Consider the following 21030-nt stretch of genomic DNA (forward strand, 5'->3'; position numbering starts at 1 on the left):
GGATTCCTCCTTTATTTAAGGGGCCTTAAGCCCAAGCAATAACGTATATGTCGATATGATCCAAGGTTGCCATCATAATATACAATATAAATTCGATTGTGTAACCGCTTACTTTTAAGGTGATAAGAAGCGATTCGTGACACGCTGGATGAACATGATGAGAAAGAGAATATCACCGAATGGAAACTGTTCAACAGCTTGGAGGATTCGTTAAACACACTTCCCCATAAAGAACAATCTTCCTTCATCGCTGCCTATTATAGTAACGAACGAAGAACTATGTTGGAAAAGGGGACATCATGCCAGCCTTGCTTTTACATCCAGATCATACAAAGGCGATACAGTTTTGGGAAAAGCATAATGGAACCTATGCCATGATAATGATGGATACCCGAATCAATGAAAATGGCAAAGACGAGTGGTATGTAAGTCGTTCGCAGGAAATAAATAAGCCCTAACCCACTTCAGCGGGCTAGGGCGTTAATCTTCTTCAAGAGGGAACTGCTCAGGTCCAGTTCTATCCACTGCTGTGTACACTCATGCTCAATTGCTGCATGTGCTTTAATACGATTCCGTTTCTCCATCCTCTTCTACTGACGAAGATAGATTGGCATTTAACCCCTTCACGTAAATCATGGTGGTATCGGGATTGGTATGCCCCATCATTTCGGCCAAGCGATGCAGTGGTGTATGCTCGGCCATAGCGTATCCGAACCGATGACGAAGATCATGGGAACTTAGCCCTTCCAGTCCGGCTGTGGTCATCACCTTTTTGATCAAATGGCGCAGCGCCCTCTCCGTTAAGCGATCACTGGTTTTCTCGGAAGGAAACAGGTAAGGACTATCCAGATCAAGTCCAGCCATATACGCCTTCAACATCGCAATACACGTCATGTTCAGCGGAATTTTCCGTTGACCGTTTCGTTTATCGGCCCTCACGGTGAGTTGCCCGCTTCGTTTTCCCAATTCAATATCTATGGGAGCAAGATTACATACCTCCATCGTTCGCAAACCCGTATGAAACATGAGAGTAAGGATGGTCTGATCCCGAAGCGAGTTGCCGTTCTCAACCGCAGATATGAACGATTGTTCTTCCTCGGTAGTCATTCGGCGCGGGCTAACCTTGTCTTCCGGAATGAATTTCAGTGGTTTGGCAGGATCACTGATGATCCTGGATTCCGAGGCGGCCCACTTGAAAAAACGCTTCAATGTAATCAATCTGCGATTAATGGTAGATGGTTTCAATTGCATTACCTTTTGTGAATCTTCCCGGTAACGGACTAAAGTCGATGTCTGCACGTCCTCGATTTGGAATGAGATCCCTTCCCCCGAGAATTATTTCCTTTATACCATTCGGTAAAATGCTTCAAATCACTCGCATATTCCTTCAAGGTTTTGGGAGTCAATTCTCCCTTAATCGTAAGTATATGTATGAATTCCTGAACAACCATTTCTCCTTGTACCGAAGTACCAGATCCCTTATCCAATAGAAAAAACCTCCAAATCTTGACTTATATTAGCGGACATGGTATTATCATATTAATCGATACATTAGCGGACATCAAGTCTGTGGGTTTGAATATACCTGATTAGCGTTGATTTTCTAAATTAGCCTTTTCAAAATGGTCGTTTAAAAACTTATTTTTTTGGAGGAATCACATGCAAACAGGTACAGTGAAATGGTTTAACGCGGATAAAGGATTTGGCTTTATCGAAACTGAAGAAGGAACAGACGTATTCGTTCATTTCAGTGCAATTCAAGGCGACGGCTACAAATCTTTGGATGAAGGACAACGCGTCCAATTTGAAGTAACTCAAGGTAACCGTGGACCACAAGCTGAGAACGTTACTAAAGTTTAATTATATTAAGGCTGCCTGTACAAGGCAGCTTTTTGTTTTATTTCAACCAAATACGAAAAGTGAGGTATGACAAATGGACAAAGAACAATTGATCACAGAAGTAGCCAAGAACGGCGGATTCTCCAAAAAGAACGCTGAAAAGGCCGTAACGGTTGTACTGGATTCGATTTTGGAAGCATTGAAAGAAGGCAAAGAGGTTCAACTGGTTGGATTCGGCAAATTCGAAGTACGTAATCGTGAAGCACGTACGGGCAAGAGCCGCAGAACAGGCAAGGAAATTCAACTTCCAGCAGGTAAGGTTCCTGTATTTACAGCCGGATTAACGATGAAAGAAGCTTTAAACTAAACAGCAACAACAGGATTGGAAAAGAGGTTTTTATTCAAACACACAATGAACATTTTGATGTAAATGTCGTGTTTTCTACGGTTGATGATATCATTAACTTTTATTCCGGCAAGCAGACAGACCAGAATAACGCGGAAGATCACACCCATTCAACACCCCCATTAGAAGAGTCTGCACAGACGCCACAACCACCCACTCGCTAAAACGAACCTTTCATCTTGGACAATAAGAAGCCCTGTTCCGCTCAACACGGTCCAGGGCTTGATTTGTGTCAATCGAGCACCCAGGGAGAATGAATTTTGGGTACGTCATTGATTAATTGCTTGGTATAGGGATGCTCTGCATGGTGAATGACCTCCTCTGCTCTCCCTGCCTCCACCATTCGTCCTTGCTCCATAATGCAGATCGTGTCGCTCACATAATAAGCCAGCCCCACGTCGTGCGTAATAAATACAATAGTCATGCGGTTCTCGTCACGCAGCTTGAGCAGCATATCCAGAATGGTTGAACGCGAGCAGGCATCCACCATGGAAGTCGGTTCATCCGCAATCAGCACCTTGGGATGCAGCATGAAAATGCGGGCAATCATAAGCCGTTGCATCTGTCCACCGGACAGTTCAAACGGATATTTGTTGTATAATTCCTCGAACTTCAGGTTAACGAAGGAACAGGCTTCCTTCATTTTGGCATATTCCTCGTCCTTGTTCAGTTTCAGTCCCTGAAGTTTGATACAGTCCACCAGCAGCTTTTCCACCCGGTGAAATACGTTGAACGAGGAGAACGGGTCCTGGAAAATGGCCTGAATATCCTTCCAATAGGCTTTACGCTCACGGTACCGCTTCAGCTGTCTTGGCTTGCCATCGTATTCGATCGCTCCATCCGATTCCTTGAGCAATCCCATAATCATTTTCGCAAGCGTGGTCTTACCACTGCCGCTCTCTCCCACAATGGAGATAATCTCCCCTTCATGAAAATCAAAGCTCACATCGTCCACCGCTGCCTTTTTGCGATTGCCTGTACCGTACACCTTGGACAGATGGCGGCCGCTGATCAGCACCTTGCCCATCGTCATACTACCTCACTCCTTTCAGGGAGCCTTGATCCGAGCCGATTACGCCCAGAAGGAATCATTTCATTGGTCTGCACTATCGTCTGTGTCAACTTGAACATCCTCGACTTCTTCTCCGTTAGAAGCGTTCTCCTCTTGGTTCTGTTCCCGCTCCTGGAACTCATCATTCCGCTCCTGCTCGAAGTGCCCTTCCTGCTCCTTCACCCTGATCTGCTCCAGCATCTCCGGTGTCAGGAGACAGCGATATAAGCGCCCATCAACATGAATGTTCTCAATTTTCCCTTGGCGGCACTCGTCGGTCACCAGTGTACAGCGCTCTGCGAAGCGACAGCCTTCCGGCACATTTTTCAGATTCGGTGGTGCACCGGGAATGGCAGCCAGCTTATGCTCCTTCATGCCCTCTTCCGGAACAATGATGGAGCCCATCAGCTTGCGGGTATAAGGATGCAGTGGATTGAAAATCATTTGCTCTGCCGTTCCTCGCTCCACGATCTCCCCGGCATACATCACCATAATTTCATCCGTCACATGGTACAGCAATGGCAACTCATGTGTGATGAATACCAGTGACTTGATGACCTTGCGGTTCAGCAAATCCTTCAACAAACGGATGACCGCCTTCTGAGAAGTGACGTCCAGTGCCGAAGTAGGTTCATCCGCAATCAGCACATTCGGATTCAGAATCGTGGAGATCGCGATGACCGTACGCTGCTTCATACCGCCGGACAATTCATTTGGATACATATCCAGCACATCCGGCGACAGATTCAATGATTGGAAGCGCTCCGTAGCCATCTTCCGCACATCCGGACGTTTCATCTCCGGACGATGTTCCTTCATGATGTCTTCAATAAACCTGATAATCCGCAGCGTTGGATTCAGTGCATTCATGGCAGCCTGGGGAATATAGGCAATTTCCTTGCCCAGAATACGAGCACGAAGCTGCTCTTTGTTCAACTGCATAATATCGGTACCATTGATCCGGATCGAACCACTGCCATAATGCAGGGGCGGGAAATAAAAGCCCATCAGGCTAAGTGCCAGCGTTGATTTGCCACAGCCCGATTCACCTGCAATACCAAGAGTCTGCCCCTCTTCCAGTCCAAATTCCACCCCGTCAACGGCAAAGACATTTTCCTTGAGCCGGGTACGGTAGTAGGTTTTGAGACCGCTGACCTGAAGTATAGGTTGGTTCATGGTCTTAGCTCCTTATTTTCGGATTGAAAATTTCGTCCATGCCCGTATTCATCAGATAAAGCGAGAAGGTAATGACGGCAATCGCCAGCGCCGCAGGAATGAATGCCCACCATGCCCCTGCTACTGGTGCTTCGAACACCAATGCCCAGTTCATCAAAATGCCGAGTGAGATCGTATTATACGGTCCCAGCCCCAGCATGGAGATGGAAGCTTCGGACAGGATGCCCGAGGCCGTCTGGAGTACAAAAGCCATCACTACATAAGACGCGATATACGGCAAAATCTCATGAATAATGATCCGTGGCGTACTGTGTCCCGAAATTTTCGCAATATGCACATGATCCCGGCTGCGAAGAGATGTCGTCTGGGCTCGCACAGCCCGGGCTGTCCAGGGCCAGCTGGTTATCCCGATAATAATGGCCGTCACTAGAGAACTGCGTGAATCAATACTGACCGAGATCAAGATCAGGATGATGAACGAAGGTATAACGATGAATATGTTGGTAATTGCCGTCAGAAAGTTATCCAGCATTCCTCCGATATATCCCGACACCAGGCCCATGACCAGACCGATAACGGTCGCAAAAATACCTGCAATCAGTCCCACGCGTATAGACGTCTGGATGCCATACATCAATTCAAGGAAAATATCCCGTCCAAAATTGTCCGAGCCAAGCAGCAGGCCATCACCCGGCGGCTGGAACGCCATCGCAATCATCTCCAGGGGATCACTGCGATTGATGAGCGGATAGATCGTAACCAAGAGCAGCATGCCGACAAAAGTCACCGCACCGATCATGAATTTGGGTGACTTCAGCAAAATCGAGATCGAATGCTTCATATCACTGTTCCTCCATTTGAGCGGCCTTGATGCGCGGGTCAATGAAGCCGTAGATGACATCAATGGTAAAATTCGCAAGCAATACAGCAATGGCAATCAGCAGCGTGCACCCCGAGATTAGTGGGTAATCCAGCTGCCTTATGGCCGTGAACAGCCATGTGCCGATGCCCGGATAACTGAATACAATCTCACAGATGAGTGATCCGCCAACCATCGTGCCGATGGAGAGCGCAAGTCCCGTAATTTGCGGCAGCATGGCGTTGCGGAATACATAACGCGCAATTCGGCCGTCGCGTATGCCCAGCAATTTACTGTACAGCACATAGTCGGAATTCAGCTCATAGATGGACATCTCTCGCATGCCAATAGCCTGACCACCAATGGTCACGAGAACAATGGAGAGAAACGGCAAGGTATGGTGTCGAACCACGGACATGATGAAGTCGAAGCTCAGCTGTGGTACCATCTGGAAGTCATATCCCCCGACAGCGGGAACCATTTCAGTGATAACGCAAAGACATACAGCATAATAATAGCCAGAGTAAAAAAGGGAATGGAGTTGATAAACAACGCTACCGGAAACAGCACTTTATCAAAAACACCCTTCCGGTACGCCGCAATAGCCCCGAGCAAATTGCCAATCAGCCAGCCGACCAGAATGGCCGGAAGCTGAAGCCCCACCGTCCAAGGGACGGCGGAGGCCAGAATGTCCGTCACAGGCTTCGGATACAGTCCAAAGGACGTACCGAGGTTGCCTGTAAACAGATTTTTCAAATAGATGCCGAATTGTGTCCATAGCGGCTGATCAATGCCGAATTCAACCGTAAACGTCTCATACACCCGCTTGATGGAATCCGAGTCGGTCATCCCTGACGTCATTTTGGAAGCGATCATGCTCACCGGATTGCCCTCAATCAGTCTTGGCAAAATAAAATTCAGTCCGATGGCAATGACCAGGGTCAGGCCGTACCAGAATACTTTTTTGGCGACATATCTGGAATAGGCATTCATAGAATTTAGCACCCCCGAGTTTAGCGGATAAGGGCCTTATGTCTGAAGTGACGTGTTACTTCATCGTGTCCTGATTCAATATGAGTTCCTTAATTGTGAATCTGATATAACGCCTTGATGCCGGCTCCATCCATCGAGATTTGCGGTGGAATGTTGGTGCCGTCTCCTTCGGTCGGGAAACCTTTCCAGACCGATTCATTCACGGTGTCGAACACCCATGGTCTGTACATCAACGGAATGGAAGGAATGTCTTTCAGCCAGATCGTATTCAGTTCGGTGTACAATGACTTCAGCTTCGCCTCGTCAGACACGGATGGAATCTCTTCAATAATGGCGTCTGCGCGGTCATTCTGGTAACGTCCCCAGTTCCAGAACGCCATCTCGCCCATTGGGGCAACCCCTTTGGAGTACATGATCGTCATCGCACGGTTCCAAGGCTGGCTTGGGCTGACCCCGCCCGCCGGTGTGTTCATGATGATATCGAATTTGCCGGTTTGCAGATCATTCGTCCACACCGGGGATTCTGGGAATTTGGTGCGAATCTCGATACCGATAGCCTTGGCGCTCTGTGCTACGATCTCCAGGGCAGCATTCCAGTCAGACCAACCGTATGGGCATTCAACTTCGAAAGGTCCAAGGCGTGTGCCGTTAAGGACGCGGATGCCATCCTTGCCTTTCTTCGCTCCAATCTTGTCGAGCAGGGCATTGGCACCTTCAATATCCATCGTCCATTGCAACGATTTGATGGCATCCTGGTCAATGTATTTGGACTCGGCGTCCGAGTTCAAGGTCAGGGAAGGCTGCATCGGTGCAGAATATCCGCTCATGGCGAGCTCCGAGATTTTGTCATAGTTGATGCTCATGGCTATCGCGCGGCGAACGTCAGCATTATCGAGTCCAGCTTTGGACAGATTGAAGAAAATGCTTGGCATGGAACCGGGCAGATAATACGGCGCATCCTTCAGATATGTTTTGACGGCAGCCCCGCCTTCCCACATCTTCCACACCTGAGGGATAAACTGCTGCGAGACGTCCACTTGCCCACTCTTGAACGCCAGATCTCCTGCGGCATTGTCCTTGTAGATCACATGGGTGATGTACTTCGGTGCAGGCAGCTTGCCAAACAATTTCTGGCCCCAGTAGTTGTCGTCACGGACAATCGTAATTTTCTGGTCGTTATAAAAATGAAGCTTATATGCTCCGGTTCCCACCGGATTGTCATTGATCTCTTTGCGAATCGCGGTCAGATCATTATTGTTCTTCTTCTCGATCTCTGCCCAGATGTGCTTCGGCAGCATCGGAATCAGTTCAATGCTGTCTAGTACGGTCAGTTTGTTCGGGTTATCGGGGTTCAGCTTGATTTCCACGGCCTGTGCTCCATCTGCTGTCACCTCACTGATGTAAGTCCAGAAGCTGCTCCAGTTGATATCGTATTTTTTGCCCAGCTCATAGGTATATACAACATCATCTGCCGTAAAATCCGTCCCGTCGCTCCACTTCGCATCCGCATTCAATTCAATACGCAGTGTGGTTTCATCCGTCCATTCATACGACTTGCCCAGGAGAGGTTCAAGCCCACCGTCCAGCTGATTCACCATGAACAGCGTCTCGTACACCAGTTCCCTGGAGTTGCCGTAATTCACAGGAAATGCGGGATTTCCGCTCAGCAGATTAAAGTTGGTAGGTGGCCCCCATTGCAGCCCGTTGATATACAAGGTCTCGTTACGCGGGGTTTCCTTGTTGGTTTGTGGTGCAGGTTCGTTCTGGGTTGTCGTGGTCGGTGTATCCACCGTCCCTTGTGGTTCACTTACTGATGGCGGCTGAACACTTTGGCATGCGGCTAACAGCGTGACAGACATGAACAGAGCAACGAGCGGTTTTGCAGCACTCTTGAATCGCATCCTGAACCCCTCCGTGAATTCATTTTGACATTATTGGAAGCGCTTACTTAAAGTTATTCTATGACTTATCTCACACCAAACATTCCATCTCTTTTCTCAATGTTGAGACATTGTTTTGCGGTCACACGAAATAACCAGCTCCGCATGGGGCAGCTGGTTATTTATTGATTTGTATTATTACTCCACTAAGGATGAAGCACCGTTTACTTGACGAATCCATTACGAATCGCAAAGACGACCGCCTGTGTGCGGTCTTCCACCTGAATCTTTTGCAGAATACGATGTACATGAGTCTTGACTGTGCTCTCTCCAATAAAAAGCTTACGGGCAATCTCCTCATTCCGTAATCCGTATGCCATCTGTTGCAAAACCTCCAATTCCCGTCCGGTAAAGGGTTCTGGCAGTTGTTCGTTTGCTACCGTTTCCTTCACCGAATCCGGATGACTCGGGGTTGAACGAATGGCGAGGCCGATCACCTTCGATGCCACCGCAGTGCGATAAATAGCCTCCCCCGGTACGCAGCTCGTACCGCATCTACAAGTTCATCCGGTGCCGCATCCTTGAGCAAATATCCGACGGCTCCAGCACGTATTCCTTTGTACACATAATCCTCATGATCGAAGGTGGTCAGGATGACTACTTTGCAGTCAGGCAGCACCTTCAGCAACTCCGCTGTCGCTTCCAGTCCGTCTCCTGCTTCCATCTGCACATCCATTAACACCACATGTGGACGAACCTCAGCTGCCAGCCGGACTGCTTCATGTCCCCCGCCCGCTTCGCCTACCACTTCCATATCCTGCTGTGCACTAATAATAAAACGGAGCCCATGCCGGACCAGATGCTGGTCGTCCACGAGTAGTACATGTATGTTCTGCTCCATTATTGTTCATCACCTCCCATCATCTCCTTCGCATCTTGAGGAATCGTAAGGGTTAGCCTCATTCCATGTGGGTCGACCGCATCAATGGACAAGGAGCCGCCTGCCCTTTCACACCTTGCTCTCATACTCGACAGTCCAAAACCGGGGGAGATCGGATTTTCTTTTCGATACATTCCGTTATCCTCCACAATCATATAAAGCTGATTCTCCTTCTCCAATATGTCCACCTTCACTTGGGAAGCCTGGGCATGACGAATGATATTCGTTAACGCTTCCTGAAGTACACGGTACAGTAGCTCGGACGTTTCTGGCGTCCAATGACTCGTCTGCTCCTGGGGAGTGAGTTTGATCGTGAAGCCTGCCATCTCTCGTATCTCATTCACCAGACTCGTCAAGGCGACCAGCCCGAGGCCTGCTTCATTGCTGCCCATCTGATGAGCAACGGTCCGAACCTCCTGGAGACATTGTCTGACCACTTCAAGTACTGTTCCCATCGCTTTGTCCGCTTCCGCTGCGTCCATCTTCATCATATAAGGTAATGCCTGAAGCTGAACAATAATGGAGGTCAATCGGTTGCCAACACTGTCATGCAAATCCATAGAGATCCGGCTTCGCTCTTCAAGCACGGCATACTGCATCAATCGCACGGTAGCCTGCTCCAGCTCCTGATGTGTATCCTGAAGCTCCTGATGGGCATGTGTCAGTTCAGCATGTACATTCTGCAATTCCTCATAATGGCGTTTGCTGTCCTGTCTGCTTTCCCGTCTAATTCTTGCAGCCCAGCACAGAATATAGGTTACAGCGTGAGCCATCGAATACACCAGAATCTGATCACCTTCGTATTCATCCACATAAAGTAGCGCCGCATTCCCGATGAGAATAATGATACCAAGCAACGAAGAACGATGGATGGGCAGCTTCAGCGCAGTATATCCGATGAGATAAAAGGTTAATTCAAATATGCGACTCTCGGCTTGGAAGAATTGGGCATAGAGCAGCGTCACGACCCAAATCACCAATACCGCTAACGTCCGTATTCGCTCATTTCGAAGTGACTGTGGAACCCAAACCAACATCAGGTACGGCAGCCTAACGATCAGTCCTGCACCCAACTCGACCCACGACAATTCTTTGAGGGGCTCAATCAGACTGTAGAGCAGTAACAACGTTAAAATAATATCTGCTGTATGATCCAGTACCACCGTTCGAATCTGCATCCATTTCGAATCGTTCTGCATAGCTATCCTTTCCAATCCTAAAATGTGAAACGATTATACACCTCTGCCTTGAAAACGCTGGACTTTGGCATACAGAAAATAACGTCGGGCAGCGATGCTTCCCAAAGGCAGAAACAACAGAGCACTGCTCAGGGAGACCAAAGCATGATGCACATCCCATTGGCTGGCGAGCTGTCTCAGCATCATAACTACGATCAGGAGCAAGCTGCTGGCCAGAGATCCCTTGGACATCATTTTGCCTGTGGTCGGATGGATTCGAAGCTGTTCCAGATGTACACGCCACGCGCCAAGCCCGCAACCTATAATGAGAAAAACAATATATAACAGGATGTTGCCCACCGTTAGTGGCGTCTGTGCTATGCTCGAAAGCACCCAAAACGCAAGAATAGCTGGTAACAACCATAAACGTGAGGTCTTCACTTCTTTCTCCCTTAAAGATAACAATAGAACAATGACGGCTACAATCACAATATTCATCATGTTTCTTTCCTCACCTTCTCCACATGTTCTTCGATCTACATTCAGTGTAGCCGAATTCCGCGGCAGTTAAGTCCACCTATAGATGGATTGGCTCTCTTAGGCGCTTCCATCCAGGGGCTTAATGTGGATATGCAAGGTTGCATGAAGTGCGATGATAATGGAGCATTTGGAGGCCGAAATAAAAAAAGCCGGCTCCATAAGGAACCAGCGATAGCCTCGCATTTTTGCAAATGAATTCACGCACATAACCTACTTGCTCTTCAAAAGCTCACGCAAAGTCTGCGAATCATGCGAATCATATGTAGAGACCAGTCGATCCAAATGTGTGTCCAACCACGCCTCATCCTGATCCCACCATTTCAGCTCCATCAGTAAAGCAATGATTTCATCGTCGAAGCGCTTTTTAATTGGCTTGGAAGGATTTCCACCCACAATGGTGTAAGGCTCGATGTCTTTGGTGACCGTAGCATTGGAAGCGACGATGGCACCGTCTCCAATAGTGACACCCGGCATAATGGTTACATTTTGCCCAATCCAGACGTCGTTTCCCAATACAGTGTCTCCCTTAAAAGGAAGCTGATCCAGCGTAGGGGTTACTCTCTCCCAACCAGCACCGAAAATATTGAAGGGATAAGTCGTCATGCCCTCCATTCGATGATTGGCACCATTCATAATGAATGTCACGCCTTCGGCAATTGCACAAAATTTGCCGATCACCAGACGATCACCCAGGAAATCATAATGATGCTGAATGCGGTCATAAAATTGCTCGGGTGGACGACTATTGTCACTATAATACGTATAATCACCGATCAGCACATTAGAGCGCGGCGGCAAATTTTGAATGTAACAAACGGTACGAATATTATCATTAGGAAAAAGTTTTGTTTTATCGGGAGCCATATGTGTTCCCTCCTTTTCCCTCATTGTATCAGAAATATAACCTTGTATATGAGCTAGCAAAGACATTTAAATATTATCTCCCTATATAATAGGTAAGACACCACAACAAAAAAACAAAATATGTAAAAACAAATATATTTTTTACAAATAAATGTATACTTTTGTAATTTTTTTTGGTAATATTTAAAAGTATTCTAATTATATGGGAGGTTTTCGAATGAAATTATCGCGTATTTTACCGAAAGTTGCGTCAGGTGCTTTAGCTTTAAGTTTACTATTCTCTGTTTCTCCAATTTTCGCTTCGGGTGTTCAGGACCTCACTCCTGATCAACTTGAAGTAATTAAAGCAGCAAACAATGCTACACTTAGTCAGGTGAACAAGGAGAATATTAGTGAAGACAATGTAAGCTCATTAGCGGCAGCTACTTCCTCTTATTCAGTAAAATTATCAAGAGGCAGTTTTCTAGCTTGGTCCGATGCGGTAGTAGATTGGACTGCAAATGCAACTCAAATCACAACGAGTAGTGGTAGCCAAGATTCAGGATTTGTATTTCCGAATACTGTGAGAAAAGGTGGTATCACTAAGCAAAGTTCTTCTGCTGCTTCTTACCATATCTATCTTTCTAAAACTACCATCGGAGCCGGAGTAGTCACTCCTTGGGGAGATGTAAACGTCTACGAGTCTGACTTTTCCGATTACATTAAAGTTTTCAAAGATGGGACAGCTACTAACTACTAAAATACTTATAACAACTGAAAACAACGACCATTTACAATGGTCGTTGTTTTCAGTTATGAGAGGTGACAACTATGATAACTATATCAAAACTATCAAAAGAATATAAAAAACAAGTTATTTTCAATAATATCGAATTACAAATTCCTGAAAATAAAATTACATTTATTTCGGGGCCAAATGGTTCTGGAAAAAGCACTTTACTAAAATGTCTTTTAAATCTCGAAAATTACCATGGGGAAATCAAATATAATGATCAACCTTTAGAAGAAGTTAGAGAAAAGGTATTGGTTGTTTATGATAACAGTCCCCTTTATCACAATTTAACGGGACTTCAAAATTTAGAGTTGTTATCTAATCAAACATCTAGTTTAAATGAAAAAAATCATAATATATTAATGCCACATTTTCTTAAACCAGAAATTCTCAAAAATAAAGTTAAATCTTATTCTTTGGGACAAAGAAAAAAATTAAGCCTTATGATAGCTTTGGTAACTAAGCCCAAATACTTATTTCTTGATGAAGCTTCCAATGGATTAGATCACGATACTCTGATGGATCTCAAAATTATATTAGAAAAGTTGTCAATGGATACCACGATTGTAGCAATAGGGCATCATTTTGAATATTACACATCCATCATTGATGATCTAATTTTAATCCATGATCAATCTGCGATCCAAATCAAAGATTTCAAACTTCATGAGGGGGAAGGATTGAATGAAATCTACGAACGTTACATTAAATAGTACAAAAAAAGAACTGAAATATCAGTGGTATTCTCACATAATATGGATCACTGTAATTATTTCTGTCTTCATTTCTTTCCTCAACATATATGGCTTAAAATCAAAGGCTACGAGTTCCTATGACCTATATGTTAAAACTTATAATTTGTATAAAGAAGAAGGTATGGATGTTGATAAAATGCTGGACATGCCAATAAATATCACAGGAACTGGTTCCGAACAAATTGTGGATAATCCTGTACGTTTTCGTTTAGCTGAAGCAGGTGATGCTATAGGATTACTCAATAATAGGTCAATTATCACAAATACATTGGAATGGATGACATTTGTTTTTTTTCCAATTATTTTTGTAATCTATTCTATATATCTAGCCTCTTATGACTATAAATATAAAACTATTAGAATAAAAGCAACTCAAATGGCTTCATCGCAATTAATCACATCAAAATTTCTCTCCTTATATTTAGGAGTTTTAATTATTTTTATTACGACAATACTTGTTTCATTCATAACAGGATATTTGTTTCACCAACAAATCATCAATGGAATTCCAAATGACATTTCAGCAAGATTTAATACTAGCCTGGATCATAACAACCTAATTGTTCAACTTTTATTCAGTTTAATGATAAGTCTTGTCTTTGCATCAATCGGTTTTCTACTGGGGATTTTATTTAAATCAGCACTTTTACCTGTCATTATATTTTTTGTATACGATTTTATAGTTCCCGTGCTTGGAAAATATGATATACGCAACATTATTTCTGTAGTAGCTCACGATATTTTCGAATTTAAAGGGAGATTCCAATTATTCAAACCAACCCCTGTTTCTGAAATGACCTCTTTTAGTATTTTAATTGCTGTCTTAGTATTATCTATTCTGTTATCCTACGTAAGCTTTTCTCGGCAAAGTAAGTACAACATGTAAAATTTATTATTCCTTCTGTAGAAAAAGCAGAGCAAAAATGGATTCGATCTGAGCATCGAATCCCTTTCCTCGTTCTCCGTAGAACAACATTACTCTACCGGAGAGATTTCATATTTGGATGTAAGTGTGACTTGTGCTGCCGTTTGATCCCAATCCACAGTCAGTCCCAGTCCTTCAGAGATGAAGCGTACCGGCACCAGCGTACGACTGTTTTTGATTATGGCTGGTGCATCAATTTCGAGCGTTTCACCATTCACCGTTGCCGTGCTGCTTCCGATCTGGAGCACAAGCGTCTGGTCATTCAGAACGGCGGTTACGGTTTTCGCTGTTTTGTCCCACGTTACTTCTGCACCCAAAAGCTTCAAGAATAGCGTTCACAGGAACCGTCACTCGTCCGCTTTGTTGCAATGGGTCTTGATCAGGGAACGTAACTGATTTGCCATCCAGGGTTACAGTGATCGCTTTGTCTGTTGTTCCTGTTCCGTTATCCGTACCTGTATCTTCCGAAGTCTCAGGCAAAGGCGTTACTTCACGTCCAAGCTGCTCTTGCAGGTTGGCAAGTCGGTTCAGGGCAAACGTGGTCAGCGATCCTGCTGCCATGGAGCCCATACCCCCACCTCCGCCAAAGTTGCCGCCAGGACGTGTCTGGGTATTGCCTGCGTTGTCTGTTGTCCCTGTTCCCGCCGTACCATCTGGCTGTGTTGGTGGTGTTGTTCCATCCGGTCGTGTCATACCTTCAAACCCTTCCGGAGGCGTCATGCCTTCCATGCCCTCTGGCGGTGTCATACCTTCAAATCCTTCTGGTGGTGTACCACCCATACCGCCCGTGCCGCCCGTTGCATCAGCGTTGGCAGAGTATGCAATGTTCGATTCAAACTGTTCTGTTGTGTAGAACTTCGTAGGATCTGCTTCTACATAAGGACGAATGATGTCAGCCAGATCTGTGATGCGGTCCTGGATGCCTTCCAGATAATCCGTCAATTCGTTGACGTAGCTCAAGTATTTTTCCTTATACTCTGGCACTTCAAGCAAGTTGTTGATCATCGGTACGTTTTCCATGCTAATGCCAAGCACTGGCTCGTCCACAGATACGTTCGTTGCATTGGTGTTGGTCGTGGATGATCCTGTTGTTCCACGTCCGCCTCCACCGGAGTATCCATTAAAGGACATGTTAAAGTCCCAAGGCACAACGGTAAATTTGCCATCCGCATCTCCATATAGCATGTAGTTGTGGCCTTTGTCACCGTTATAGCTGTCATAGTTGCCAAAAACCATGTTGCCCGCGATATATTTCAGCGCCGAATCGACATCCAATACGCTCTCAATATTGCCTTTTTCACCTTCAGGCATGTCATTCAGCGTTTTGATAAAGTTTTTGAGCTTGGTTTTGTTCTCGTCTGTACCCAAATCTTCCGTGATGGTGCTGTAGTCGCTGCCTTCTGAATATTGCAGGTAACTCTTCTCATCTGTATCGTAGAGGACTCCGTCCTCATAATCTTCACCGTAGTTGCGTTCCAGATAGCTGTCATCTACCGCTTCAACCCCGGTATAGAAACCAACCAGTTCGCCGTTTACATACAAGTTAACGTAGTTCGTCATCGGTATATCCATACCAATGCTGCGTAGAGCTTCATAATGAAGAACTTCACGCATGTACGATGGATCGGCGTAGTTGTTGTTCAGGACCATTTTGTCCAGACCGAGCAGGGTTTGTGTTTTGTCGTATTTATCGAATTTCAGTCTAAAGCTGTAGCGGTCCGAATCTTCCATTGAAGCTACGGCTTTCAAAGTCAGATTGCCCTTGGTGGAGAAACCAACGTTATCCAGCTTGTTGCCGTCCACTTCCACACTGACCTTCTTATATTCCTTATCCAGCGGGCTTTCGAGCATGCTCTTCCAGTCTGCATCATCAATCGTAACATTCACATCAATAACGTTGTCCGTCTGGAACAACGATTCATAGGCTTGCGTGACACCTGTGCTGGTGCTCGTATCTTCTGCGGCAAATGCAGCGTTCGGGCTTCCTACCACGGCAAAAGATGATGTTACCATCGTCACGGACAAGGCCGTTACTGCAACTTTACGTAGTAAACTATTCAATGATTGAATCCTCCTTCTTGGTTTCTGTTAAGCAACTGAGGCTTATGAAACCATGGTAGGGGACAAACCTTTAATGAATCTTAAATCAATGATTCACAACAAAAGTAGCCCATCAGGCTACATAAGTTGAACTATTAATGTTACACCTTATCACTCCGATTGCAGTACCATTTTCCGATCGCTCTTATCCCCAGATTTTCATCATTCCCTTTGTCCAAGGGAAAAAATCCGGTGATAAAGGCGAACGCTTCGCTTCTTCAAATTGGTTCTGCACTCTCCGTTTAGGTGTAACATTGAGCTTCAACTTATATAGACGCCTGCCAGGCTACTTGTTCTGATCATTTATAGCTCGGTAACTGTCACACCTGCTGCTTTGTAGTAGTTCTCATTTACATTGTTTAGAATGTTGACCTTCAGCAGAATGCCGACTCCGGCAAAAAGTCCGATTCCGTTCGTGTTACCTTCAATTCGGTTATTTTCAATCAACACATTCTCGGGGTTCCCTTCGCCGATGTTGCCCGCTCCAGCATCTCCTTTGTCACGCTCAAGCCGCACACCCCAGTATCCACTGGCGGTATTGTTACGGATTACATTGCCTCGAATCACCGTACCCGGTCCGTTCAACACTTTGATTCCTGCCGCATCTGCAATCGTGGTTGTATTCTCGATGAGATTATCCTCGATTAATGTATCGGGTGTGCCCATGGTTACCGAAATGCCGATTTGGCTGTTCGTGATCGTGTTGTCATGAATGTAGTTTCCTTTGCCTGACTTACTGTGGTTGCTGGGTGCTGAACCCCCTGTATTGCCGAGTCCGATACCTGCACCAGTAAGAACATCTGTAATAATGTTACCTGAGATTTCATTGAAATACTCCAGTTCGCCGTGAAGATCGATGGCATCCAGCTTTGTTCCGTTAAACGTATTGCCCCGCAGCACGTTGTTGTGGGCCACAAACTGAATCAGTGCTCCATGCCTGAGATAAGGACCTTCAAACGTGCTATCCTCTACCACATTCCATAACGTATCATTGGCAAAGCCGAGCCGATCGGTCTTGGCCGTCCCCTGAATGGAAATTCCATAGCCTGAACCTCCTGGGCCCAAATCTGTTGCATTGCGGAATATTGCATGCTTCACAACAACATCGCGGCTGTGCTCGATGCGGATAGCCATTCGTTTGAATTTCTCCACAATCACGCCATCGATCGTAATGTTATACGACGGAGCCTCGCCATAGTTGGCGATGTGAATCATGCTATCTGGCCCCCCTGCGGAGGGATTATTGGATTTGTGGTCGGTCGTGTAGCTACCGGACCAGGAAGAAGTTAGGGTCATATTGGATATGAGAATGCTATGCTGAGCCGATGCTTTCAGGACGGCGCTGCCCGTCACCTGATCCAGCGATGTCTTGAGCACGGTTCCTTCACTGCTCTCTCCTCTCAGGTTCACCCCGGATTTGAGCATCAGATTAGTGGTCCCATCTGGTCCGGATAACAAATTGTACACTCCATTAGGTAAAAACACTTCATCGCCAACGTTCGCCTCATCAATAGCAGCCTGTATAGCAAGTCGGTCATCGCTTGTATTGTCAGCCAGATCTGCACCGTAATCCCTTACATCAATCGTTCGTCCGGTTACGACATGTGGAGAATGGACAGCATGTGGTGTTCCATCTGTCTCCGTCAGACCTGGAGCGATAAAGGGCACCGTCCCCTCAGGAGGTTGTGGCTCAAGGTATGGAATCAGTGCAACAGGCGTCCCTCCCCCAGCAAAAGGGGCATACAGATGCACATCGGTCAGGCTCGTATAAATACTTGAATCTGAATTCCCAAGCCCGGTAATCCGTACATAACGTGCAGAAGTGTCCGGGATAACAAATGCTTGCATCTCTGTCGTATCCCCGCTGCTTTCTCCGCTGAACACCTGCGTCCACAGTTCACCGTCAACAGACGTTTCGATTTCAAAAAAGGTCTTCCTTACATCCCCTTTGTAAAAACCAACACCAACATAGCCAACTTGCTGCGCCTGACCCAGATCATACGTGATCCACTGCCCCTCTCCGGCAACAGACCAGCGTGTATAGCTGTTATTGTCGATGGTATTGGTCGCCAGGTTGCCGTCGCTTCCGCTTGCCGAGACGGAAGCAACCGGCAGGGTCGATACGGGAACCGCAAGGGTGGTCATATTGGTTGACAAAGCACTGCTGACGTTGCCCACCTCGTCAATGGCCCTCACTTGAAATGTGTATGATGTTCCGGCTGCAAGTCCACTGTCACGAAATGACTGCTTACCTTGTTCAGCCAACAAACCTCCATCCCGATAAATCCGGTAGGCAGATACAGCTATATCATCGTTGGCAGCGGGCCATCTCAGTTCGGCAAACTCCGTTCCCCAGTTGCGAACTACCAGGGAGGCGTTCGGCTCCCACTCCGGGGGTTGTGTGTCAGTTCCATCTTCAATTAAAGCGATGACGGATAACTGCGGACGTGGATTGCTCGTTCCGTTGGCTTCCTTGGTATACACGTTCACGGAAAAGCCTGTTGACCCGGCGTCCCCCAGCAGAAATGCCACCTGTCCCGCCTCTGAAATACTCTTCACATAATCGGTTACATCGACTTCGTAAACTGCCGGGCTTCCATTACGATCTGCCGTGACCTGGAATGTACCAAGTAGCGAACTTTCGCTGAGACTTTTGACTGGCGCATTCGACCAAGTTAACGATGATTCGCTCCAGTCTGTTGCATCCAAACCGTACACAGATAATTCCGTATCCGTATTCGACGTGCCTTTCTTTGCGGCAATCCGCAATCGATACCGATCTCCCTCGGGCTCATTTCCGGTCAAATTAAACTTGAAATACACATATTTCTTGGTGGACGAAGTCGAGGAAATGCTGAGCAATCCGGTGCTGGAACCCGTAGCCTGATTAAAATTCAGGTCAGGCTTGCCGCTGTCAATCGCCGCATCGTCGCTTGGCAGCTTGCTGGCGATGACCTTCTCTATCAACGGTTTTTCTTCATCCACTTCTTCACCTCCAGGCGAAGTGTCTTCAGGATTGCTTTTGAAAATTATTGGCTCCGTAACTACCCGGTTCTTCACATGTTCATCCAGGAAGGCCCACGCCTCTGCATTGGCAGTCTCGGATGCCGTTCCCGTAAACCCATGGCCCTGGCCGGGTACGACCTTCAGATCCACAATTGGGACACCCGCGGATTGAAGCTGTCCGGCAAAAGTAACGCTGTCGGTATAGGGAATGGTGGCGTCAGCATCGCCGTGCCGAATCCAAAACGGTGGGTCATCCGATGAAGCATATGTGCCCGGCATGGCAAGTCTGGCCTGTTCCGGTACATCGAATGCACGATGCCCGCCAAGCAGAGCCGTGACCGAGCTATAATTATTGGCAAATGTCGTCGTAAAATCAGCGGGTCCATACCAGTCGGCGACCGCCTGCACTTTGTCGGAATACTCAGGCCATCCGCCGGAACCTTCCAGATCCGGTACATCTACCGTCACTCCTGTATCGAGCACTACGGTGTCACCAGCGACCATATCCCCTGTTGTGCCGAGCAATGCTGCCAGATGGCCGCCCGCAGATGATCCCCAGACACCAATACGACTCGGGTCCAGATTGTACTGAGCTGCATGGGCCCGCAAATATCGAATAGCAAGCTTCACATCCTGAATCTGTGCTGGGAAAGGTGCCTCAGGTGTCAGCCGGTAGTCCAGAGATACACCAATGTAACCGCGTTTAAGTACATAATTACATATAGATCCGAGTGCTTGCTTTCTATCCCCATGGTTCCATCCACCTCCATGGATATAGACCATGACCGGCATCGGTTCAGCTGTCGCTGTCTCGGGAACAGCAATGGATGAATAGATTGCTCGCCCGCCAGCTGTGCCAATCTCCACATCCTCGTATAAAGTCACTCCTTGTGGTGGTGTGAATTCAGTATCCTCTTCTCCAGGCGGCACTGGAGAAGGAGCAGGTGTTATACCAGGAATGGCCTGACCGTAAATGGCAACATTATCGATATACATGTTGGCCTGCATGGCATCTCCTGTCCGAAAACGAATTTTCACCGTGCTGTTATTGTTCGCTTCCGCACCCAGCGACCAGCTTTTAAGTGTATTGCCTTCCTTGTTCTTCAGGTCCGGGGTGCCCGGTGGAAGTTCGAACGTCTCCAGCGTCGTCCAGGATGTTCCACCGTCCTTGGACCATTCGATAATGACGCTCCCACTTATATAGGAAGAAGCACGCGTGTAGTAGCTGAACCGGATGTTTCCGTATCCGGTCAGATTTAGCGGCAGTGCGAGAGCATCGGTTCCGTCCATCTTGATCATGTTGGGCAGCGACGGTGCGGTTGTGGAAGATGACGTTTTGGCCTTGCTTCCGCCTGCACCTTCCTGCAACCAGGGAGCTCTCAGTGCAATTCCACCCGTAGAGCCAAAATTGTCGGGGTCATCAAAATTTTCCGCGTAAATTTCCAGCTCCGGGCCCTCCGGATCTGGGATATTCTCCTCCTGCTTCGCATTTAAAATAGAATGAGGAGCAGCGTCATCCATTGCCCGGACTTCGTGTACTGGAACGATGGTGCCGCTAATGAGAATCACAGACATGGCAACAAGTACAACGCGCTTTTTCCACGTTTTGAACAAGTCATTCACTTGTATCCCCTCCGCACGGTAGTCAAATCTCCTGACATTATGCCCTTGCGATCTGCCCGTTCTCCGGAGCTGCTGCTTCTCGTTGACATGTTTCATCTGCACGGTGAGCAGGACATCCTATTG

General features: G+C 46.8%; 18 protein-coding genes and 1 pseudogene. 5 read left to right on the top strand and 14 right to left on the bottom strand.

What is annotated here, in order from left to right:
- Positions 1 to 561 precede the first annotated feature (561 nt).
- Positions 562 to 1251 carry a tyrosine-type recombinase/integrase gene (locus ACTWJ7_RS29900; RefSeq protein ID WP_443146160.1) on the bottom strand — a complete coding sequence of 230 codons (690 nt, stop codon included), beginning with the start codon at positions 1249 to 1251 and terminating at the stop codon, positions 562 to 564.
- A 408-nt stretch (positions 1252 to 1659) separates the two neighbouring features.
- Between ACTWJ7_RS29900 and ACTWJ7_RS29905 the strand changes: the two genes are divergently transcribed.
- A complete protein-coding gene (locus ACTWJ7_RS29905) occupies positions 1660 to 1860 on the top strand; it encodes a cold-shock protein (protein ID WP_024628826.1) in 201 nt (66 codons plus the stop codon).
- A gap of 73 nt (positions 1861 to 1933) precedes the next feature.
- Entirely contained in the window at positions 1934 to 2206 is a 273-nt protein-coding gene (locus tag ACTWJ7_RS29910; RefSeq protein WP_024628827.1) for an HU family DNA-binding protein, read from the top strand.
- Between the two features lie 271 nt (positions 2207 to 2477).
- Here ACTWJ7_RS29910 and ACTWJ7_RS29915 read toward each other — a convergent pair whose 3' ends face one another.
- The 10 genes and pseudogenes from ACTWJ7_RS29915 to ACTWJ7_RS29960 all read right to left on the bottom strand — a co-directional run bounded on the left by ACTWJ7_RS29915 (position 2478) and on the right by ACTWJ7_RS29960 (position 11726).
- The gene (locus ACTWJ7_RS29915; protein WP_301880678.1) at positions 2478 to 3278 is read right to left on the bottom strand and encodes an ABC transporter ATP-binding protein; all 801 of its coding nucleotides are present in this window, start codon (positions 3276 to 3278) and stop codon (positions 2478 to 2480) included.
- Between the two features lie 60 nt (positions 3279 to 3338).
- Positions 3339 to 4472 carry an ABC transporter ATP-binding protein gene (locus ACTWJ7_RS29920; RefSeq protein WP_301880679.1) on the bottom strand — a complete coding sequence of 378 codons (1134 nt, stop codon included), beginning with the start codon at positions 4470 to 4472 and terminating at the stop codon, positions 3339 to 3341.
- A 4-nt stretch (positions 4473 to 4476) separates the two neighbouring features.
- Positions 4477 to 5313 (bottom strand): ABC transporter permease, encoded by an 837-nt coding sequence (locus ACTWJ7_RS29925; RefSeq protein ID WP_024628830.1) that lies wholly within the window; start codon positions 5311 to 5313, stop codon positions 4477 to 4479.
- Between the two features lies 1 nt (position 5314).
- Positions 5315 to 5779, bottom strand: coding sequence for an ABC transporter permease (locus ACTWJ7_RS29930; RefSeq protein ID WP_443146161.1), 465 nt, complete (start codon positions 5777 to 5779; stop codon positions 5315 to 5317).
- Positions 5764 to 6324, bottom strand: coding sequence for an ABC transporter permease (locus ACTWJ7_RS29935; protein WP_443146162.1), 561 nt, complete (start codon positions 6322 to 6324; stop codon positions 5764 to 5766). The genes ACTWJ7_RS29930 and ACTWJ7_RS29935 overlap by 16 nt, the downstream gene beginning before the upstream one ends.
- An 89-nt stretch (positions 6325 to 6413) precedes the next feature.
- Complete coding sequence (locus tag ACTWJ7_RS29940; RefSeq protein ID WP_301880681.1) at positions 6414 to 8225, bottom strand: ABC transporter substrate-binding protein; 1812 nt, start codon at positions 8223 to 8225, stop codon at positions 6414 to 6416.
- Between the two features lie 203 nt (positions 8226 to 8428).
- A pseudogene (locus ACTWJ7_RS29945) lies at positions 8429 to 9108 on the bottom strand (response regulator).
- Positions 9105 to 10343: a sensor histidine kinase gene (locus ACTWJ7_RS29950; protein ID WP_301880682.1), complete on the bottom strand. Its 1239-nt coding sequence runs from the start codon at positions 10341 to 10343 to the stop codon at positions 9105 to 9107. Before ACTWJ7_RS29950 ends, ACTWJ7_RS29945 begins: the two are co-directional and overlap by 4 nt.
- Positions 10344 to 10376: 33 nt before the next feature.
- The gene (locus tag ACTWJ7_RS29955) at positions 10377 to 10823 is read right to left on the bottom strand and encodes a hypothetical protein (protein WP_301880683.1); all 447 of its coding nucleotides are present in this window, start codon (positions 10821 to 10823) and stop codon (positions 10377 to 10379) included.
- A 249-nt stretch (positions 10824 to 11072) separates the two neighbouring features.
- On the bottom strand, positions 11073 to 11726 hold the full coding sequence (locus ACTWJ7_RS29960) for a Vat family streptogramin A O-acetyltransferase (RefSeq protein ID WP_301880684.1): 654 nt from the start codon (positions 11724 to 11726) through the stop codon (positions 11073 to 11075).
- A gap of 217 nt (positions 11727 to 11943) precedes the next feature.
- On the opposite strand from ACTWJ7_RS29960, the gene ACTWJ7_RS29965 reads away from it, so the two are divergent.
- The 3 genes from ACTWJ7_RS29965 (at position 11944) to ACTWJ7_RS29975 (ending at position 14139) form a co-directional block, all read left to right on the top strand.
- On the top strand, positions 11944 to 12465 hold the full coding sequence (locus ACTWJ7_RS29965) for a hypothetical protein (RefSeq protein WP_301880685.1): 522 nt from the start codon (positions 11944 to 11946) through the stop codon (positions 12463 to 12465).
- 71 nt (positions 12466 to 12536) lie between these two features.
- The gene (locus tag ACTWJ7_RS29970; protein ID WP_301880686.1) at positions 12537 to 13211 is read left to right on the top strand and encodes an ATP-binding cassette domain-containing protein; all 675 of its coding nucleotides are present in this window, start codon (positions 12537 to 12539) and stop codon (positions 13209 to 13211) included.
- Positions 13183 to 14139 carry an ABC transporter permease subunit gene (locus ACTWJ7_RS29975; protein WP_301880687.1) on the top strand — a complete coding sequence of 319 codons (957 nt, stop codon included), beginning with the start codon at positions 13183 to 13185 and terminating at the stop codon, positions 14137 to 14139. The genes ACTWJ7_RS29970 and ACTWJ7_RS29975 overlap by 29 nt, the downstream gene beginning before the upstream one ends.
- An 89-nt stretch (positions 14140 to 14228) precedes the next feature.
- Here ACTWJ7_RS29975 and ACTWJ7_RS29980 read toward each other — a convergent pair whose 3' ends face one another.
- The 3 genes from ACTWJ7_RS29980 to ACTWJ7_RS29990 form a co-directional block, all read right to left on the bottom strand.
- On the bottom strand, positions 14229 to 14504 hold the full coding sequence (locus tag ACTWJ7_RS29980) for a copper amine oxidase N-terminal domain-containing protein (RefSeq protein ID WP_301880688.1): 276 nt from the start codon (positions 14502 to 14504) through the stop codon (positions 14229 to 14231).
- Positions 14437 to 16239, bottom strand: coding sequence for a CotH kinase family protein (locus ACTWJ7_RS29985; protein WP_301880690.1), 1803 nt, complete (start codon positions 16237 to 16239; stop codon positions 14437 to 14439). The genes ACTWJ7_RS29980 and ACTWJ7_RS29985 overlap by 68 nt, the downstream gene beginning before the upstream one ends.
- 342 nt (positions 16240 to 16581) lie before the next feature.
- Positions 16582 to 21003 carry an alpha/beta hydrolase fold domain-containing protein gene (locus ACTWJ7_RS29990; RefSeq protein WP_301880906.1) on the bottom strand — a complete coding sequence of 1474 codons (4422 nt, stop codon included), beginning with the start codon at positions 21001 to 21003 and terminating at the stop codon, positions 16582 to 16584.
- Positions 21004 to 21030 lie beyond the last annotated feature (27 nt).

Origin of the sequence: Paenibacillus sp. 1A_MP2, from assembly GCF_052244825.1 — a bacterium.
GTDB lineage: Bacteria > Bacillota > Bacilli > Paenibacillales > Paenibacillaceae > Paenibacillus > Paenibacillus vandeheii.

What these genes read in the sequence shown, in the direction of transcription:
- ACTWJ7_RS29910 (WP_024628827.1), top strand. Translation starts at nt 1,934, where the DNA reads ATGGACAAAGAACAATTGATCACAGAAGTAGCCAAGAACGGCGGATTC.
- ACTWJ7_RS29975 (WP_301880687.1), top strand. Translation starts at nt 13,183, where the DNA reads ATGAAATCTACGAACGTTACATTAAATAGTACAAAAAAAGAACTGAAA.
- ACTWJ7_RS29960 (WP_301880684.1), bottom strand. Translation starts at nt 11,726, where the DNA reads ATGGCTCCCGATAAAACAAAACTTTTTCCTAATGATAATATTCGTACC.
- ACTWJ7_RS29950 (WP_301880682.1), bottom strand. Translation starts at nt 10,343, where the DNA reads ATGCAGAACGATTCGAAATGGATGCAGATTCGAACGGTGGTACTGGAT.
- ACTWJ7_RS29925 (WP_024628830.1), bottom strand. Translation starts at nt 5,313, where the DNA reads ATGAAGCATTCGATCTCGATTTTGCTGAAGTCACCCAAATTCATGATC.
- ACTWJ7_RS29930 (WP_443146161.1), bottom strand. Translation starts at nt 5,779, where the DNA reads ATGGTACCACAGCTGAGCTTCGACTTCATCATGTCCGTGGTTCGACAC.
- ACTWJ7_RS29935 (WP_443146162.1), bottom strand. Translation starts at nt 6,324, where the DNA reads ATGAATGCCTATTCCAGATATGTCGCCAAAAAAGTATTCTGGTACGGC.
- ACTWJ7_RS29990 (WP_301880906.1), bottom strand. Translation starts at nt 21,003, where the DNA reads ATGAAACATGTCAACGAGAAGCAGCAGCTCCGGAGAACGGGCAGATCG.
- ACTWJ7_RS29900 (WP_443146160.1), bottom strand. Translation starts at nt 1,251, where the DNA reads ATGCAATTGAAACCATCTACCATTAATCGCAGATTGATTACATTGAAG.
- ACTWJ7_RS29915 (WP_301880678.1), bottom strand. Translation starts at nt 3,278, where the DNA reads ATGACGATGGGCAAGGTGCTGATCAGCGGCCGCCATCTGTCCAAGGTG.
- ACTWJ7_RS29905 (WP_024628826.1), top strand. Translation starts at nt 1,660, where the DNA reads ATGCAAACAGGTACAGTGAAATGGTTTAACGCGGATAAAGGATTTGGC.
- ACTWJ7_RS29955 (WP_301880683.1), bottom strand. Translation starts at nt 10,823, where the DNA reads ATGATGAATATTGTGATTGTAGCCGTCATTGTTCTATTGTTATCTTTA.
- ACTWJ7_RS29965 (WP_301880685.1), top strand. Translation starts at nt 11,944, where the DNA reads ATGAAATTATCGCGTATTTTACCGAAAGTTGCGTCAGGTGCTTTAGCT.
- ACTWJ7_RS29970 (WP_301880686.1), top strand. Translation starts at nt 12,537, where the DNA reads ATGATAACTATATCAAAACTATCAAAAGAATATAAAAAACAAGTTATT.
- ACTWJ7_RS29920 (WP_301880679.1), bottom strand. Translation starts at nt 4,472, where the DNA reads ATGAACCAACCTATACTTCAGGTCAGCGGTCTCAAAACCTACTACCGT.
- ACTWJ7_RS29940 (WP_301880681.1), bottom strand. Translation starts at nt 8,225, where the DNA reads ATGCGATTCAAGAGTGCTGCAAAACCGCTCGTTGCTCTGTTCATGTCT.